15 protein-coding genes are annotated in these 16,753 nt (G+C 48.3%); 13 read left to right on the plus strand and 2 right to left on the minus strand.

Going from position 1 to position 16,753, the window contains the following annotated elements; translation table 11 throughout:
• Nucleotides 1-127: 127 nt before the first annotated feature.
• The 5 genes from J3L11_RS03425 (at nucleotide 128) to J3L11_RS03445 (ending at nucleotide 4,692) form a co-directional block, all read left to right on the plus strand.
• Nucleotides 128-631, plus strand: coding sequence for an ACT domain-containing protein (locus J3L11_RS03425; protein ID WP_133037675.1), 504 nt, complete (start codon nucleotides 128-130; stop codon nucleotides 629-631).
• Between the two features lie 86 nt (nucleotides 632-717).
• Nucleotides 718-1,533 (plus strand): DUF2797 domain-containing protein, encoded by an 816-nt coding sequence (locus tag J3L11_RS03430; RefSeq protein ID WP_207570048.1) that lies wholly within the window; start codon nucleotides 718-720, stop codon nucleotides 1,531-1,533.
• Between the two features lie 175 nt (nucleotides 1,534-1,708).
• Nucleotides 1,709-3,391, plus strand: coding sequence for a carbon starvation protein A (locus J3L11_RS03435; protein WP_133037677.1), 1,683 nt, complete (start codon nucleotides 1,709-1,711; stop codon nucleotides 3,389-3,391).
• Nucleotides 3,391-3,663, plus strand: coding sequence for a cory-CC-star protein (locus tag J3L11_RS03440; protein ID WP_207570135.1), 273 nt, complete (start codon nucleotides 3,391-3,393; stop codon nucleotides 3,661-3,663). Before J3L11_RS03435 ends, J3L11_RS03440 begins: the two co-directional genes overlap by 1 nt.
• A 21-nt stretch (nucleotides 3,664-3,684) precedes the next feature.
• Nucleotides 3,685-4,692 (plus strand): ArsA family ATPase, encoded by a 1,008-nt coding sequence (locus J3L11_RS03445; protein WP_207570050.1) that lies wholly within the window; start codon nucleotides 3,685-3,687, stop codon nucleotides 4,690-4,692.
• A 559-nt stretch (nucleotides 4,693-5,251) separates the two neighbouring features.
• On the opposite strand, the gene focA is transcribed toward J3L11_RS03445, so the two are convergent.
• Complete coding sequence (focA, locus tag J3L11_RS03450; protein ID WP_207570052.1) at nucleotides 5,252-6,130, minus strand: formate transporter FocA; 879 nt, start codon at nucleotides 6,128-6,130, stop codon at nucleotides 5,252-5,254.
• Between the two features lie 985 nt (nucleotides 6,131-7,115).
• Between focA and pflB the strand changes: the two genes are divergently transcribed.
• Both pflB and pflA read left to right on the plus strand, forming a co-directional pair.
• Nucleotides 7,116-9,398 carry a formate C-acetyltransferase gene (gene pflB / locus J3L11_RS03455; RefSeq protein ID WP_207570054.1) on the plus strand — a complete coding sequence of 761 codons (2,283 nt, stop codon included), beginning with the start codon at nucleotides 7,116-7,118 and terminating at the stop codon, nucleotides 9,396-9,398.
• A gap of 46 nt (nucleotides 9,399-9,444) precedes the next feature.
• On the plus strand, nucleotides 9,445-10,185 hold the full coding sequence (gene pflA / locus J3L11_RS03460; protein WP_133037681.1) for a pyruvate formate lyase 1-activating protein: 741 nt from the start codon (nucleotides 9,445-9,447) through the stop codon (nucleotides 10,183-10,185).
• 2 nt (nucleotides 10,186-10,187) lie between these two features.
• Here pflA and yfbV read toward each other — a convergent pair whose 3' ends face one another.
• Nucleotides 10,188-10,631, minus strand: coding sequence for a terminus macrodomain insulation protein YfbV (gene yfbV / locus J3L11_RS03465; RefSeq protein ID WP_133037682.1), 444 nt, complete (start codon nucleotides 10,629-10,631; stop codon nucleotides 10,188-10,190).
• Nucleotides 10,632-10,783: 152 nt separating this feature from the next.
• Here yfbV and ackA point away from each other — a divergent pair, with 152 nt between their 5' ends.
• The 6 genes from ackA to xthA all read left to right on the plus strand — a co-directional run bounded on the left by ackA (nucleotide 10,784) and on the right by xthA (nucleotide 16,691).
• Nucleotides 10,784-11,980, plus strand: coding sequence for an acetate kinase (gene ackA / locus J3L11_RS03470; protein ID WP_189615823.1), 1,197 nt, complete (start codon nucleotides 10,784-10,786; stop codon nucleotides 11,978-11,980).
• Between the two features lie 113 nt (nucleotides 11,981-12,093).
• Complete coding sequence (pta, locus tag J3L11_RS03475) at nucleotides 12,094-14,232, plus strand: phosphate acetyltransferase (protein ID WP_133037684.1); 2,139 nt, start codon at nucleotides 12,094-12,096, stop codon at nucleotides 14,230-14,232.
• 294 nt (nucleotides 14,233-14,526) lie between these two features.
• Complete coding sequence (locus J3L11_RS03480; protein WP_189615825.1) at nucleotides 14,527-14,964, plus strand: hypothetical protein; 438 nt, start codon at nucleotides 14,527-14,529, stop codon at nucleotides 14,962-14,964.
• 66 nt (nucleotides 14,965-15,030) lie between these two features.
• A complete protein-coding gene (locus J3L11_RS03485) occupies nucleotides 15,031-15,576 on the plus strand; it encodes a septation protein A (RefSeq protein ID WP_189615827.1) in 546 nt (181 codons plus the stop codon).
• Nucleotides 15,576-15,875: a YciI family protein gene (locus tag J3L11_RS03490; RefSeq protein ID WP_133037687.1), complete on the plus strand. Its 300-nt coding sequence runs from the start codon at nucleotides 15,576-15,578 to the stop codon at nucleotides 15,873-15,875. The genes J3L11_RS03485 and J3L11_RS03490 overlap by 1 nt, the downstream gene beginning before the upstream one ends.
• Nucleotides 15,876-16,691 carry an exodeoxyribonuclease III gene (gene xthA / locus J3L11_RS03495; RefSeq protein ID WP_207570056.1) on the plus strand — a complete coding sequence of 272 codons (816 nt, stop codon included), beginning with the start codon at nucleotides 15,876-15,878 and terminating at the stop codon, nucleotides 16,689-16,691.
• Nucleotides 16,692-16,753 lie beyond the last annotated feature (62 nt).

Consider the following 16,753-nt stretch of genomic DNA (forward strand, 5'->3'; position numbering starts at 1 on the left):
CATCTGCAAATGCGACCAGCGAAACCGGTTTGCTTCCGCACAGGTGGCATTTTCCGGATTATATGACGCAAAAATGACAGTAATGTTACACCGTCTGTTTTTAACAGCATACAGGAGCCGTCCCAATATGCGCCGATATCTCATTACATTGCAGGTTCCTGACCGCAAAGGCTTGGTCGAACAGATTGCGAATGCCGTCAGTCATCACGGAGGTAACTGGCTCGATTCTGAACTGCGACACATCGATGGCATCTTTGCCGCGATTCTGTTGCTGGAAATCGACGAACAGCATTGGGACGAATTGCAAGACTCGCTGGAATGCATTGATGGTCTGACCATGACATCGTCCTTAGCGGCGCAATTCAACCCACCACGGCGACGACTCACCTACAATCTGGTGGCTTATGATCGTCCAGGATTGGTGAAAGAGATTTCCAATAAGCTCAGTAGTCTCGGGATCAATATTGAACGCTTCAGCAGTAAATATGAAAGCGCCAGCCATACCGGAATTGCGCTGTTTCGTGCCACCATTAGTTTGGGACTGAGTGACCCGCATCAGGAAGAACTGTTGACTGAGGCGCTCTATGCCATCGGTGATGATGTGGTGATTGATAAAGTACGCAGCCGTTAACTGCGTGTTACCAATCGAAAATTCCGGTCAGTACAAGTACAACTAACCTGATACACTGCTAAAATCACTTAATAAGCTAAAACACGATGTTAGGAACGCTGGATAAAATGGCCGTGAGTCTGGATGACACCGGCCTAGCGCAATATGCGTTGCGAGTAGGACAACAGCAACTACCGCTAAACCCACTGCTAGGAAAGACTCTCACGTTACAGTTCACTGGCCGTATTCTCTGTTGCCATTGCGGGAAACCCACCCAAAAAAGTTATGCCCAGGGCCACTGTTTTGTGTGCATGCAGAAACTCGCCAGTTGCGACATGTGTATCATGAAACCGGAAACCTGCCATTTTTCCGAAGGAACCTGTCGCGAACCGCAATGGGGGCTTGAACACTGCTTTGTGCCACATTTCGTATATCTGGCAAACACCTCTGGGATCAAAGTCGGGATTACCCGTCATACGCAGTTACCCACCCGTTGGCTGGATCAAGGAGCAACTCAAGGAATGCCGCTGTTTCGTGTCAATTCCCGCTACCTGTCAGGGCTGATTGAAATAACGTTGGCCCAATTAATTGCCGACAAAACCAACTGGCAAGCCATGCTAAAAGGCGATAACGATGCGCTGGATCTCGCGACGGAAGCCGCATCGCTGTTACCACAAATCCACGACCGATTGCATGAACTGGATAGCGCCAAGCAGTTTATGATTGAGCCGCTGACAGCGGCAACCACGCACATTCATTACCCCGTGCTTCAGTATCCCACCAAAGTGAACTCTCTAAATTTTGATAAAACTGCCACCGTTACCGGCACTTTGCAGGGCATCAAGGGCCAATATCTGTTATTTGACACCGGTGTTATCAATATCCGTAAATTCACTGGCTATGAGGTTGCTGTCCACTGCTAACACGGCGCCTGTCAATTGGCCCGCACATCAGTGCTAATGGCTATCCTTGCTATCGATTAATGTTTCTGAATTGTTGCCAAGGCGTTTCAACTTAGACATTGGTCGGATATTAGCCAAAAGTGGTATCCATTAACATCAATGAGTTACATTTACAATTACACACCAGAGGTGATGCATGAATGCTATCTTTTTGATGTTAATGGGGTTGGGGGCGATGGCCGTAGGCTACTTCGTATATTCCAAGTTCATCTGCGAAAAAATCTTTAAGGTTGATCCTAACTTCGTCACGCCAGCCCATGCGATGCAGGATGGTGTGGATTATGTACCTACCAACAAGTACGTGTTGTGGGGGCATCATTTTACCTCTGTCGCCGGGGCTGCACCGATTATTGGTCCTGCCATTGCGGTGATCTGGGGGTGGGTACCCGCATTTTTATGGGTCACACTTGGTACCATTTTTTTCGCAGGGGTTCATGATGCCGGTGCTATCTGGGCCAGTAACCGCAATAAAGCCAAGTCCATTGGCGCAGTTACCGGAGATGTCATCGGTTCCCGCGCACGTTCTATTTTCATGGTGGTTATTTTCTTGGTATTGCTGATGGTGAATGCCGTATTTGCCGTGGTGATTGCCAAGCAGCTCATTAACTTCCCCAGTGCCACCATCCCGGTTTGGGGCGCCATTGCCGTAGCCTTGGTAGTAGGCCAGTTAATCTATCGCAAGCTTATCAATTTGCTGGTGGTATCGATTGTCGGTGTAATTGCTTTGTACGCCATGATCTATGTTGGACCAATGATGCCGATCTCCTTACCCGAAATGGTAGGACCGCTGACCGATAACGAAACCTGGATTATCCTGCTGTTTGTCTATGCAGCTATCGCATCATTGCTACCGGTATGGATGCTGTTGCAACCGCGTGATTACATCAACGGTATTCAGTTGTTCATCGGTTTAGGTCTACTGTATGGCGCCGTGATTATCTCAGGTCCTGACATCGTCGCCCCCGCATTTAATACCAATGTGCCAGAAGGAACGCCATCGATTGTGCCACTGCTATTTGTCACCATTGCCTGTGGTGCTATTTCCGGTTTCCATGGACTGGTCGCTAGCGGTACCACCTCCAAACAGCTGGATAAAGAGCCCGACCTGCGTTTCGTCGGTTACTTCGGCGCAATCGGTGAAGGTTCGCTGGCGCTAGCCGCCATCATTGCTTCCACTGCTGGATTTGCCACCCTCGCCGATTGGCAGAATATCTACCACTCTTTCGGCCAAGGTGGAGTTGGCGCCTTCATTCGCGGTGGCGCCAATATCCTTGAATCTGGTCTAGGCCTAGATGAAACCATGGCACAAACGCTGTTAACCGTTATGGTAGTGCTGTTCGCGGGTACCACCATGGATACCGGTCTACGCTTGCAGCGTTACATCTTCCAGGAATGGGGGGCCATTTATAACATCAACTGGATGAACAAAGGTTCCATTGCGACGTTCTTGGCGGTCGGTTCCTGTCTGCTATTGGCGTTTGGTGCTGGTGGCGATGGTGCTGGTGGTTTGCTGATTTGGCCATTGTTTGGTACGACTAACCAACTGCTTGGTGGTCTGACACTGTTGGTGATCACTGTGATGCTGGTGAAATTAGGTCGTCCAATGATTTATACGCTCGCGCCTTTAGTGTTCCTGCTAGTGATGACCATTTCTGGTCTAGTTATCCAGCTCAAAGGTTTCTACGTCAAAGCCGATTGGTTCCTGTTTACCCTGGACCTGATTGTATTGATTGCCGCCATTATTATTACGCTTGAATGTGTTGCGACCCTCAGCAAAACTATTAAAGAGCGTAACGCTGCCACTACCGAAGGTGAATGATGAAACTGGAAAAGATCCGTCGACTGCTTCGTGACGTCAGCCTGATAGCTGAAGAAGCCTATAATGCGCCATTTCGCGCGGCAGTGGCTCGCGCACGTCGGGAGCAGGACGATCTTTTCATGCTACTGATTTTCTCCGAAATGATGGGTGTGCCAAATCCAGCCAGCTATTACACGCTGGAGCTGCAGCCCATCATGCTGGAGAAGTTTCACGACTGGCATCTGCGAATGGGCATGCCCCATTCGCCACTTGACCAGTTCAAATGTTGTTAAGCAGAACGGTGGTACCGTTAAATGGACGTTCTAACCAATAAACGAGTTATTTGGGTGGGTGGTAAAGGTGGCGTGGGCAAAACTACCGTGTCTTCGGCCTTGGCGTTGCTGGCAGCTAACCGTAATAAGAAAGTGCTGCTGGTTTCTACCGATCCGGCGCACAGTCTCTCCGATGCGTTTGCCAAACAAATTGGCGATAATATCACCCGCATGGCACCTAATTTGGATGCGATCGAAATCGATCCTGATCATGAAGTGCAGCAGCATCTAGCGCAAGTCACCAGCCAACTGAAACGTTTTACCCGGCCAGAGATGTATGGCGAAATTGAACGGCAGATGCGGCTTACCCGTCAATCACCGGGGGCCCAGGAAGCCGCGTTATTAGAGCGGATTGCCCACACTATTGAGTTGGGGCAGCAACAATATGACTTAGTCATTTTTGATACAGCACCGACAGGACATACGCTACGGCTGTTGAGTCTGCCGGAAGCAATGGCAGCCTGGACACAAGGGCTGTTGAAAGCCAATGAGCGCTCAGAAAAACTCGGCGCGGTACTGGATCATCTGACGCCTAAAGCTGGCCGCGATATTGATAATCCGTTTGACGATCCCGCTGAACATGCCACAGCGGGCATGGATCCGCGCAACAAAGCGATTGCCGAAACATTGCTGGCGCGGCAACGTTTGTTACAAAGGACCAGGGAAATTCTGCAAGACAGCAAGCGCACCGCGTTATTGTTTGTGCTGACACCGGAAAAACTACCAATTCTTGAAACTAGCCGGGCGGTGGACAGTCTGCTGGCAGAAAAACTCCCATTAGCAGGCTTAGTGATCAACCGGATTTTACCTGAAACTGCTGATGGTCATTTTCTCGCACAAAGACGCGAGCAGGAGCACAAACATCTGCTAGAAATTGAACAACGTTTCAAGCAATTGCCGCTGTTCAGGTTGCTGCTGCAGCCTACCGATATTGAAGGGCTGAAAGGACTGGAAGCAATGGCGCAAAGATTGGAATTATCCGGCCTCTAGCACCTATCTGAGACCCAAAATCGGCTATGGCCTAATGTCGATCTGTTAATAGCGAACACGTGACGCTCTTACTGAAAAGATCAACATCCAATGACCTCATATCATCGGCTTAATATGGTCGTCTGCCCCCTTTCTCAGCAACTATACCGAGATTAGGCTTAGACAGGAGGTAGACCACCATATTTACTCAAGTACTCGGGATCAATTTAGGCAAGCCAAACTTATCGCACCGCAATATATAAAACCCTACGTCAAAGGCAACAAGAACGACTTCATTGATGCAGTGAAGCTTTAACCCGAGTTTGCATGAATAGAGAGAAGATGACGAAAACGGTAAGGCCACCGGCGTAAAACCTGACAAAAAAACAGCAGAAAAATGCGTTGGGCTTTGAGGATATTCCGGCGCGGAATTCATCGTGGGGTGGTAGGCAGCGTCTACAACAGAGACGCTGAATACATTAGCGGTACTAGCGCAGACCCACCTCGTTATTGAATTTTATTCTGCAACAACGAGGCGGACCATACATTTTTAATCTAAGCAATTTTTAATAGCGCTGCTTTAGCTATGGAACTCGGATGCGGATTTGCTATTTTCAACCACTTTAGGATCCTGTGCCCCAGAGGCTTTTTCAGTTGCCCATATGCCCAAGCCAATAAAGCCCGCGCCACCCACAATATTTCCCAACGTTACTGGGATCAGATTGGCAGTGAAAATATGGCTGAAGCTTAACGCCTCAAGTGCTTGTTCAGTGTAACCATGACTCAACAGCAGCTCTGTCGGTAACAGATATTTAAACGCAATACCAACAGGTAGCATGAACATATTAGCAATACTATGTTCAAACCCGGTTGCCACAAACAAGGCGACAGGCATCACCATCAATAGTGCTTTGGTACCAATATCTTTGCTCATATAAGCAAACCATACCGCCAGACACACCATGATGTTACACATCATCCCCAGTACAAATGCCTGACTCCACGTGTGATGTACTTTGTGCAACGCTATTCCTATTACATTCAGGCCCCACATACCACCATCTGTCATATACAAGCCACCGCCACATACCAATCCCACCAAGATCAACGCACCAACTGCATTACCAACATACACTTCAATCCAGCAAGACAGCATCCGGGCACAACTGACGCGCCCTTGCGCGCAAGCCACGGCCGACAACACTGTACTGGTAAAAAGCTCCATACCGAATAGCACTACTAGGATCAATCCCAGACTGAAGACAACACCGCCCATCAGGTGGACTGTCCCCCAATGTGCGTCTGGACTACCAGTAGTCACGGTGACATAAAAAACGAAAGCCAGACCGATAAAAAATCCGGCATAGATCGCCTGAATGAAGCGATAAAGGGACGGCTTGTTAACTTTTCCTTCACCACTGGCGATGACGGTTTGCAAATGTTCAGAAAACAGTTTCATTTTTTACCACCTTGTTGGGCAGTAACCGAAGCCCTAGCCAGGCACATACTCAGCGAACAGGCCATAAATACTTCGGTCTGCCGAAACATTAATTAATTTTCGACCGCAAAGTTACCAAAAATTAGAAACTTTTGATTTAGAAACAAATATTGCAAAACTACATCATCGTCGAAGTATTTATCCCCCTTTTTACCAGCGGAAATCAATTAATACTGCGAAAGATGCTAGCCGCCTCTCAGTTCAGTTTAATATTGACTAACAGTTCAAAATTTGCCCCATAACTAGCATATCTGGCACCATCTTCCTCTATATCAATCAGGCTTTACCACTCACAAACGCTGACCAATAATTAACCATCAAGTGCGCCATACATCATACTTAAATCGCTAGCCGCTAACACCATTATTTAGCTACAACTGAAATAACTGTCGCCGTCATAACACAAATTCATGGCGGTTCCGTGATTCAGTGCATATTTTTTATGTTACAAGGGGAGTTGATACTGAATGAGCAATGCAATTGAGGCTATTCAACCCCATCAGTTGTTTGTCTGTGGAGTTGTTCAAAGATTAATGTAAACAGCTGGTTATTAACTGATTAGAGCAATTACTCATACATTTGCCATGTGAATCCTCTACATTTTTGCGTTTTAATAGTGAATATCACTGGCAGATACAGATCTTAATTGTTCAAAAATTGATAACTCAGTAGCAAATTTAGCATTAACTTAAGCCGAGAGTTCGTTTAGTGGTGTGACCACTGGCAATCTTATGTTAATATCTTTTTGGACAATTGGTCTTACCAATTTATGGTTAAGGGCATTTACAGATATTCTTCAATCGGTAAAAGACTGGTTGATTTTGTACCTGCAAGCTTGGCACTCCGACCAGAGAACCAGGCAGCGAGACTGAACAGGGGTTAACGTCCCGAGGAAACAGACAGGACAGCAATCCCGCCCACTTTATCAAACAAAAGGTGAAGTACGATGACCGATACAACTGATCTGTTCCAAAAAGCCTGGGAAGGGTTTGTACCTGGTGACTGGAAATCTGAAGTTAACCTGCGTGATTTTATCCAAAACAACTACACTCCTTATGAAGGCGACGAATCCTTCTTAGCAGGTCCAACTGCGGCCACCAACACTTTGTGGGAAAAAGTGATGGAAGGCATCAAGCTGGAAAACCGCACTCACGCCCCCGTCGATTTTGACACCGATAAAGTCTCTACTATTGATTCGCATGATGCCGGTTATATTGACCGCGAACTGGAAACAGTTGTGGGGTTGCAAACCGATGCCCCACTGAAACGTGCGCTGTTGCCAAACGGTGGTATCCGTATGGTAGAAAGTTCATGCCAAGCTTACGGTCGTGAATTAGATGCTCAGTTGCAATATATTTATAGTGAGCTGCGCAAGACCCATAACCAGGGTGTGTTTGACGTTTATACTCCAGAAATTCTCGCTTGCCGCAAGTCAGGCGTACTGACCGGTTTGCCTGACGCTTATGGCCGTGGTCGTATTATCGGTGACTATCGCCGTGTTGCCCTTTATGGTATCGACTACCTGATGAAGGACAAATTTGCCCAATTCACCTCGCTGCAAGCACAGATGGAAGCAGGTGAAAACCTGAGTGACGTTATCCAGTTACGTGAAGAAATCGCTGAACAACATCGTGCCTTGGCACAGATGAAGAACATGGCGGCTAAGTACGGTATTGATATTTCTGGCCCCGCGACTAACGCCAAAGAAGCGATTCAGTGGACATATTTCGGTTATCTGGCAGCAGTGAAGAGCCAGAACGGTGCCGCCATGTCACTGGGCCGTACCTCTACCTTCATTGATATCTACATTGAACGTGATCTGAAGAAAGGCCTGCTGACTGAAGAACAGGCTCAGGAAATGATTGACCATTTCGTGATGAAACTGCGTATGGTGCGTTTCCTGCGTACTCCTGAATATGATGAACTGTTCTCTGGCGATCCTATCTGGGCAACAGAATCCATTGGTGGTATGGGCTTAGATGGCCGAACACTGGTGAGCAAAACCAGCTTCCGTTTCCTGCATACCCTGTACAACATGGGCCCCAGCCCTGAACCGAACATTACGGTGCTGTGGTCTGAAAATCTCCCAGAAGCATTCAAGAAGTACTGTGCCAAAGTCTCTATTGATACCAGCTCTATCCAGTACGAAAACGATGATCTGATGCGCCCCGATTTTGAATCTGACGATTACGGCATTGCTTGCTGTGTTAGTCCGATGGTTATTGGTAAGCAAATGCAGTTCTTCGGTGCTCGTGCCAACTTGGCAAAAACCCTGCTGTACTCCATCAACGGTGGTGTTGATGAAAAACTGAAAAAGCAGATTGGTCCAAAAAGTGCCCCAATCACAGCCGATGTGCTGGAATTTGACGAAGTCATGGGCCGGCTGGACAACATGATGGAATGGTTGGCAACACAATATGTCACTGCACTGAACACCATCCACTATATGCATGACAAGTACAGCTACGAAGCAGCATTGATGGCATTACATGACCGCGACGTACGTCGTACTATGGCTTGCGGTATTGCGGGTCTGTCTATTGCTGCCGACTCATTGTCTGCCATCAAGTATGCCAAGGTAAAACCAGTACGTGATGAAAACGGCATTGCCGTGGACTTTGAAATCGAAGGTGACTATCCGAAATTCGGTAACAACGATGCCCGTGTAGATGACATCGCCTGCGATCTGGTACATCGTTTTATGGATAAAATCCGCCACAAACAGATGTATCGTAACGCTATCCCAACCCAGTCAATTCTGACGATTACCTCTAACGTGGTTTATGGTAAGAAAACCGGTAACACACCTGATGGTCGTCGTGCCGGAGCGCCATTTGCGCCAGGGGCCAACCCAATGCATGGTCGCGATGAAAAAGGTGCTGTCGCCTCGCTGACTTCTGTTGCTAAACTGCCTTTTGCCCATGCGCAAGACGGTATCTCTTACACCTTCTCTATCGTACCCAATGCGTTAGGTAAAGAAGATAGTGCTCGCCGTGCAAACCTAGCGGCGCTGATGGACGGCTACTTTGCCCATAAACCTGGTCACGAAGGTGGTCAACACCTGAACGTCAACGTGATGAACCGCGAAATGCTGGAAGATGCCATGGTGCACCCTGAGAAATATCCTCAGCTCACCATCCGTGTGTCTGGCTATGCGGTACGGTTTAATTCACTGACGCCTGAACAGCAGCAAGATGTAATTACCCGTACTTTCACCAAATCCGTCTGATAAGATTGGCTGCAATGGTAACATTGCAGCCTTTTCAGGAGTATTGATGACAGTTACAGGAAGAATCCATTCAATAGAGTCTTTCGGCACAGTTGATGGCCCCGGCATACGCTTTATCGCGTTTATGCAAGGTTGTCTGATGCGCTGTAAATACTGTCATAATCGTGATACTTGGGATTTGGACGACGGCAAAGATGTAACGGTCGACGAATTGATGGAACAGATCCTCAGTTATCGACCGTTTTATGAAGCCAGTAATGGTGGTGTGACGGCCAGCGGTGGTGAAGCCGTGCTACAGGCTGAATTTGTGGCAGCCTGGTTTAAAGCCTGCAAACAACATGGGATCCACACCTGTCTCGATACCAATGGTTTTGTACGTAAGTACACACCTGTGATTGATGAATTACTGGATAACACGGATCTGGTGATGCTCGATATAAAACAGATGGATGATGCCAAACACATCGATCTGACCAAAGTGAGTAATCAACGGACGCTGCAGTTTGCGCAATACCTTGCCAAACGGGGACAAAAAACCTGGATCCGTTATGTAGTGGTTGGTGGTTACACCGAAGATGAAGCGTCAGCGGAGATGCTGGCTGAGTTCATCCAGCCCATGAGTAATGTGGAAAAAGTGGAGTTGCTGCCCTACCACGAGCTGGGAAAACATAAGTGGCAGGCAATGGGAGAAACCTACGAGTTAGAAGGAGTATCCCCACCCAGCCACGATACGATGGAAAAAATTAAAGCGGTATTCACAAAACGCGGGATCAATGCCAGTTACTAAGGCTAGATTTCGTCCCAGAAACTGGCTTCAAGACGTTCAAATGCCAGTTTCAGAATAACCGCCATGTCCATGTAACAGGCCTTTGCGCCAAGTGGACGCGAACCTGCGCCCTGCTCTACCAGCCTGGCGTTGAGTTGATTGCCCCACTCCAGCAGTGATAAGGGTAACGGATGACGGGCTCGCCATCCCAACCAGAACATTCCTTGGAGCGGCATGCTAATAAAAAACAGGATGGTGGCAAGTGCCTGCGGCAGATAAGCCCATCCGTATAAATACAGCTGGCTACCACCAGCAAGCAGGGCTAAGCCCGGCATAAGGGTAGTCGCTAAGCGGGTTGCGCGGATCACGCGAAACTCGGGAAAGTGATATCCCAGTTGGCGCACCATGGGCCAGGTCTTCATATAGTGCTGACCGTCGCTCAGGGTCTTTAGGATGCCGGAATTCAAGGAACGCCCCTGCAATGAAGTGAATGCTTTTACCTTAGCACATTTCCAAAAACTGACCCAATATAGAACTGGGTAAGGAAATGCTAAATGAACACAGGTTCGGAAGCTGGCTTTCCCGGATCAGTTATTAAAACGGCATAAGGTTTATTAAGATGTCAAATAAACTGGTATTGGTTTTAAACTGTGGCAGCTCGTCGCTGAAATTTGCGGTCATCGACGCCATCACTGGCGATGCAGAAATTTCTGGGCTGGCAGAGTGTTTTGGTCTAAAAGACTCGCGCATCAAGTGGAAATACAATGGCGAAAAACATGAAATGTCACTTGGTGCTTATACGGCTCATCGCGAAGCAGTTGAATTTATTGTTGAAAATATATTAGGGCCATTACCGGAATTATTATCCAAAATTCTGGCCGTCGGGCATCGCATTGTGCACGGCGGGGAAAAGTTCACCCATTCGATGATTGTTGATGATACGGTCATTGATGGTATTGAAGAGTGTGCATCACTGGCACCACTGCACAACCCGGCGCATCTTATTGGTATCCGCGCAGCTATCGCATCTTTTCCTGACTTACCCCAGGTGACTGTGTTTGACACCGCCTTTCACCAATCTATGCCGGAAAGAGCTTATATCTACGCCCTACCCTATAAACTTTACCGCGAGCACAGTATCCGTCGCTATGGCATGCACGGTACCAGCCATCTGTTTGTCAGCCGCCAAGCCGCGCAAATGCTCGAAAAACCTGTCGAAGAGCTGTGTCTGATTTCAGCTCATTTAGGCAACGGCGCGTCAGTTACTGCTATCAAAGGTGGCAAAAGTGTGGACACCTCTATGGGACTGACACCACTGGAAGGCCTGGTGATGGGCACGCGTTGCGGCGATATGGACCCGTCCATTGTCTACCACCTAGTGCATCAATTGGGATACACAGTAGATGAAGTCAACTCCATGCTCAATAAACAGAGTGGACTGCTGGGGATCTCGGAGTTGACCAGCGATTGTCGCGGGATAGAAGAGGGTTATGCTGAAGGCCATAAAGGTGCCACATTAGCACTAGAGATCTTCTGCTATCGTCTCGCCAAATATATTGCATCATACACAGTACCGCTCGGAAAACTGGATGCAGTAGTGTTCACTGGTGGCATTGGTGAGAATTCTGATTTGGTACGCCGTAAGGTTCTAGAAAACTTGGCTATCTTTAAATTCCAGGTTGACGATGAGCGTAACAAAGCGGCCCGCTTTGGTAACAGCGGCATTATTACCGCTGATACCAGCCCAGTTGCCATGGTGATCCCGACAAATGAAGAATGGGTTATTGCGGCAGATGCATTAAAACTCATTGAGTAATCAACAGTTATACCGCGTCAACTGCTCACCTTCGCGGGGCGCGGTGTCTGGACAAACAACAAAACCTTGCGGGCAAGTAGTTATCGCAGCAACGGTTTTCAGAAGAGGTTTTTATGTCCCGTAACATTATGTTGATCCCCATAGGTACAGGCGTCGGCCTGACCTCAATTAGTCTGGGGATGGTACGTGCGCTTGAACGTCATGGCGTCAAAGTTCGCTTTTTCAAACCTATTGCGCAACTGCGCCCCGACGATAAAGGGCCGGAGCGTTCCACCACTATTCTCAGCAAATCACCTACAGTTAATCCGCTCGAGCCATTTGACATGGCGCATGCAGAATCACTGATCCGTGCCGATCAGACAGATGTGCTGATGGAACAGATAATCGCCAGAGTATCAGAGTCGGTTGGTGCCACTGAGACCTTGATTGTAGAAGGTCTGGTGCATACCCGTAGCCATCACTTTGCCGATGACATCAATTATGCCGTTGCCAAAGCATTGGATGCCGATATCATTTTTGTGGCAACACCAGGCAATGATACCCCTATCGGACTGATGAACCGCTTAGAAATCGCCTATCACTCATGGGGCGGTGCCCAGAATCGTCGCCTGATCGGTGCCATCGTCAACAAGATAGGCGCCCCGGTAGATGAAGAAGGACGCATGCGTCCAGATCTGTCTGAAATGTTTGACCATGATCCTAGTCAGCATATTGATACTGCCGGCATGTTCCAACTCCCCGGCAAGAGCCCGCTCCGTATTTTAGGCAGTGTGCCCTATAACCTTGCCCTGGTGTCACCACGGGCATCCGACTTAGCCAAACATCTGAGTGCTAGAATTCTCAACGCTGGCGAGATGCACACTCGCCGCCTGCGAAAAGTCACGTTCTGTGCCCGTTCCTTGCCGAATATGGTCACACACATCAAAACAGATTCGCTGCTAGTCACCTCAGGCGACCGTTCAGATGTGATAGTGTCTGCTTGTCTCGCCGCCATGAATGGCGTAAAAATCGGCGCCTTATTGCTCAGTGGCGGTTACGAGCCGGAACCAGCCATTATGGAACTGTGTGAACAAGCCTTCGAAACCGGCCTTCCAGTATTCCTGATTGACAGCAATACCTGGCAGACATCGCTCAACATCCAGCGCTTTGACCATGAAGTTCCTGTCGATGACGCCGTTCGTATTGATCTGGTTCAGGAATATGTCGCAAGTCATATCGATCAGAACTGGATTGAAAGTGTTACCGAAAACTCGCCTCGCGAGCACAGACTGTCTCCACCCGCATTCCGTTACAAACTGACAGAACTGGCAAGAGCCGCCCATAAAACCGTGGTGCTGCCAGAAGGTGATGAACCACGCACAATTAAAGCCGCTGCTATTTGCGCCGAGCGCGGTATCGCCCACTGCGTATTACTGGGTAAACGCGATGAAATCATGCGTATTGCCAACCTGCAAGGCGTAACGCTCGGTGACGGCATAGATATTGTGGATCCTGATGAAGTTCGCGAACGTTATGTTCAGCCGATGGTGGAATTGCGCCGCGGCAAAGGTATGACCGAAGTTGTTGCCCGCGAACAGTTAGAAGACAACATGGTGCTCGGCACCATGATGCTGGCACAGGACGAAGTGGACGGCATCGTGTCTGGCGCAGTGCATACCACCGCCAACACCATCCGCCCACCGCTACAGCTGATTAAAACGGCGCCAGGATCCAATCTGGTTTCTTCAATCTTCTTCATGTTGATGCCGGATCAGGTGCTGGTTTACGGTGATTGCGCTATCAACCCAGATCCAGATGCGGAGCAGTTAGCGGACATCGCTATCCAGTCTGCCGAATCCGCGAAGGCTTTTGGGATTGAGCCAAGAGTCGCGATGATCAGTTACTCTACCGGTAACTCAGGCAGCGGCTCTGATGTCGATAAAGTACGTGAAGCTACGCGGATCGCGAAAGAGAAACGTCCTGATCTGGTGATTGATGGCCCGTTGCAGTATGACGCTGCGGTAATGCCAAACGTAGCCCGCTCCAAAGCGCCTGATAGCCCAGTTGCTGGTAAAGCAACAGTGTTTGTCTTCCCTGACCTAAACACAGGTAATACCACCTATAAAGCGGTACAGCGCAGCGCTGATCTGATCAGTATCGGCCCAATGCTACAAGGAATGCGTAAACCGGTTAACGATTTGTCCCGTGGCGCATTGGTAGACGATATTGTGTATACCATCGCGTTAACAGCCATCCAGGCGACCCAGAACTAAATGAGCATAAGTAAAGGCGCCCTTGTGGCGCCTTTTTTATTTGTGTCAGTCCGCAGTGTGACCTTGCAACTGTTTTTCCGTGCGCGACAAAAATTGACCATCAGTAATTTAAACGTTATTTCAAAAAGTTAGACAAGACGCTGTGAGTATTCAACAAAGTTGTCCACAGATTTTGTGGATAACCATCAGGTTTATTCAGCCGCAATTCAGTATTGGTCATCGACTTTCTACAGCGACTTGCGGTCCGCCACAAAAAACCGGATACTGACCACACCCGTCTACATCGGTAATGCCATGAGATACGTAATATTTCTCCTTATGATATGCCTGTTTGGCTGTAGCGATGCGACCAAAGATGGCGAGGCATCACCGGAACAAGTTGCACTCGGCTTTTTTCAGGCGATCTATGTGGATCGTGATGTCCAAGAAGCTATGCAATATGTTGATGCGCCCATTAAAGAGGTGCTGCGCAGCTATTACATTGCGCCATCGGTACAGCGTTATATGCTCAACTTGTCCATGACTGACGTAACACTGTCAATTGAAGACATCGATATCGATTTTTTCCGTAAGTTCTCCGACGAAGTTACCGTAGTCGTAAAACTGGTAGGGAAAAAGGCAGGAGAAAAATGGATAGATGACCGTTCGCTTAAACTAAAAAAAAGAGGTAACAGCTGGATAATTGTTGAGATTGTGCCAGAAACAGGCAAAACCAACGTCGGAGCCTTCTAGTCTAGGGTTATCCTTCCTCACAGAGCGTGCTACACTCGAGCAAGTTTTGGAATTCCCTGGTCAATCATGAAGCAGTTACTGGATTTTCTCCCGCTCATCATTTTTTTCGCTGTCTATAAGCTATATGACATCTACGTCGCCAGTGGGGTATTGGTGGCGGCAACCGCACTGCAATTAGTCATCACCTACGCGATATACCGCAAGTTAGAAAAGCTGCATATCATCACATTTGTGGTGGTCGCTATTTTTGGTTCGCTGACACTGTTTCTGCATAACGATGTTTTCATTAAATGGAAAGTGACTATCGTCTACGCGCTGATGGCTCTGGCATTAGTTGTCAGCCTGTGGCTTAAACGCCCAGTACTGAGATCCATGTTAGGCAATGAGCTAAAAGTTGCCGACCATATCTGGGCTAGAGTTACGTGGTATTGGGCAGCATTTTTTATGTTGTGTAGCCTCGCCAATATTTATGTCGCTTTTCACTTAAGCCAGGCCACCTGGGTGAACTTTAAGGTGTTTGGCCTTACAGCAGTCACGCTGCTAAACACTGTCGCGACAGTGTTATATCTGTTTAAACATATACCGGAAGAGCAACGGAAGGAACTCAAATAATGTGGTACATGATCTCAGCACAAGACGTTGAAAATAGCTTAGAAAACCGTTTATCAGTAAGACCTGCACACTTGGCACGCCTGCAGTTGCTTGCCGATGATGGTCGATTGATGGTTGCGGGGCCGCACCCGGCAGTAGACAGTGACAATCCTGGCGCTGCTGGTTTCACGGGGTCACTAGTAGTGGCTGAATTTGAATCGTTGGAAGCAGCCAAGGCTTGGGCCGATGCCGATCCGTATGTCGCCGCTGGCGTGTATGCCAATGTGGTCGTCAAACCCTTCAAGCCGGTTTTACCATAAATGAAGATTGTTTCATTCAATATCAATGGCCTGCGTGCGCGCCTGCATCAACTGCAGGCTTTAATTGACAGTCATCAACCCGACATTATTGGCCTGCAGGAAACCAAGGTTCACGACGAAGCCTTCCCGCATGATGAAGTCACGGCCATGGGCTATCAAGTACATTACCACGGTGGTAAAGCTCACTACGGCGTAGCACTGCTGTCAAAAATTGCACCATTGCAGATCCAGAAAGGGTTTCCCACCGATACAGAAGATGCTCAGCGCCGCCTAATAGCGGGCGAATTTATGCAGCCTAATGGCCGGACACTCACCGTTATCAACGGCTATTTCCCTCAGGGCGAAAACATTGACCATGAAGTGAAATACCCTGCCAAACGTAAGTTTTATGCAGATTTGATGCATTGGCTTAACAACAGTTTTAGCCCGCAGCAAGATATTGCCATCATTGGTGACATGAACATTTCGCCAATCGATCTGGATATTGGGATAGGCGCTGCAAATGCCCGCCGCTGGTTACAAACTGGCAAATGCAGTTTCCAACCCGAAGAACGTCAATGGTTCTCAACGCTGCTTGACTGGGGGCTGGTCGATACGTTCAGGCAATTACACCCAGAGCGAGAACAACGTTATTCATGGTTTGATTATCGAAGTAAAGGCTTTGACGAGAATCGCGGACTGCGTATAGACACCATTTTGGCAACGCCACCATTAGCGGAACGTCTGAAAGAAGCGGACGTTGACTATGAATTGCGAGCCATGGAAAAACCGTCAGATCATGCGCCGATATGGAGCACGTTTGACTGCAGAGCGTAGCTTTCTGGCTAAGACCCTACATGATAAAACGCCCAGCTAAAGCCGGGCGTTTTCTTGTGACT

The sequence above is a fragment of the Shewanella sp. 4t3-1-2LB genome (assembly GCF_017368415.1).
In the GTDB taxonomy this organism is placed as follows: Bacteria; Pseudomonadota; Gammaproteobacteria; order Enterobacterales; family Shewanellaceae; genus Shewanella; species Shewanella fodinae.

What these genes read in the sequence shown, in the direction of transcription:
- J3L11_RS03425 (WP_133037675.1), top strand. Translation starts at nt 128, where the DNA reads ATGCGCCGATATCTCATTACATTGCAGGTTCCTGACCGCAAAGGCTTG.
- J3L11_RS03430 (WP_207570048.1), top strand. Translation starts at nt 718, where the DNA reads ATGTTAGGAACGCTGGATAAAATGGCCGTGAGTCTGGATGACACCGGC.
- J3L11_RS03435 (WP_133037677.1), top strand. Translation starts at nt 1,709, where the DNA reads ATGAATGCTATCTTTTTGATGTTAATGGGGTTGGGGGCGATGGCCGTA.
- J3L11_RS03440 (WP_207570135.1), top strand. Translation starts at nt 3,391, where the DNA reads ATGAAACTGGAAAAGATCCGTCGACTGCTTCGTGACGTCAGCCTGATA.
- J3L11_RS03445 (WP_207570050.1), top strand. Translation starts at nt 3,685, where the DNA reads ATGGACGTTCTAACCAATAAACGAGTTATTTGGGTGGGTGGTAAAGGT.
- focA (WP_207570052.1), bottom strand. Translation starts at nt 6,130, where the DNA reads ATGAAACTGTTTTCTGAACATTTGCAAACCGTCATCGCCAGTGGTGAA.
- pflB (WP_207570054.1), top strand. Translation starts at nt 7,116, where the DNA reads ATGACCGATACAACTGATCTGTTCCAAAAAGCCTGGGAAGGGTTTGTA.
- pflA (WP_133037681.1), top strand. Translation starts at nt 9,445, where the DNA reads ATGACAGTTACAGGAAGAATCCATTCAATAGAGTCTTTCGGCACAGTT.
- ackA (WP_189615823.1), top strand. Translation starts at nt 10,784, where the DNA reads ATGTCAAATAAACTGGTATTGGTTTTAAACTGTGGCAGCTCGTCGCTG.
- pta (WP_133037684.1), top strand. Translation starts at nt 12,094, where the DNA reads ATGTCCCGTAACATTATGTTGATCCCCATAGGTACAGGCGTCGGCCTG.
- J3L11_RS03480 (WP_189615825.1), top strand. Translation starts at nt 14,527, where the DNA reads ATGAGATACGTAATATTTCTCCTTATGATATGCCTGTTTGGCTGTAGC.
- J3L11_RS03485 (WP_189615827.1), top strand. Translation starts at nt 15,031, where the DNA reads ATGAAGCAGTTACTGGATTTTCTCCCGCTCATCATTTTTTTCGCTGTC.
- J3L11_RS03490 (WP_133037687.1), top strand. Translation starts at nt 15,576, where the DNA reads ATGTGGTACATGATCTCAGCACAAGACGTTGAAAATAGCTTAGAAAAC.
- xthA (WP_207570056.1), top strand. Translation starts at nt 15,876, where the DNA reads ATGAAGATTGTTTCATTCAATATCAATGGCCTGCGTGCGCGCCTGCAT.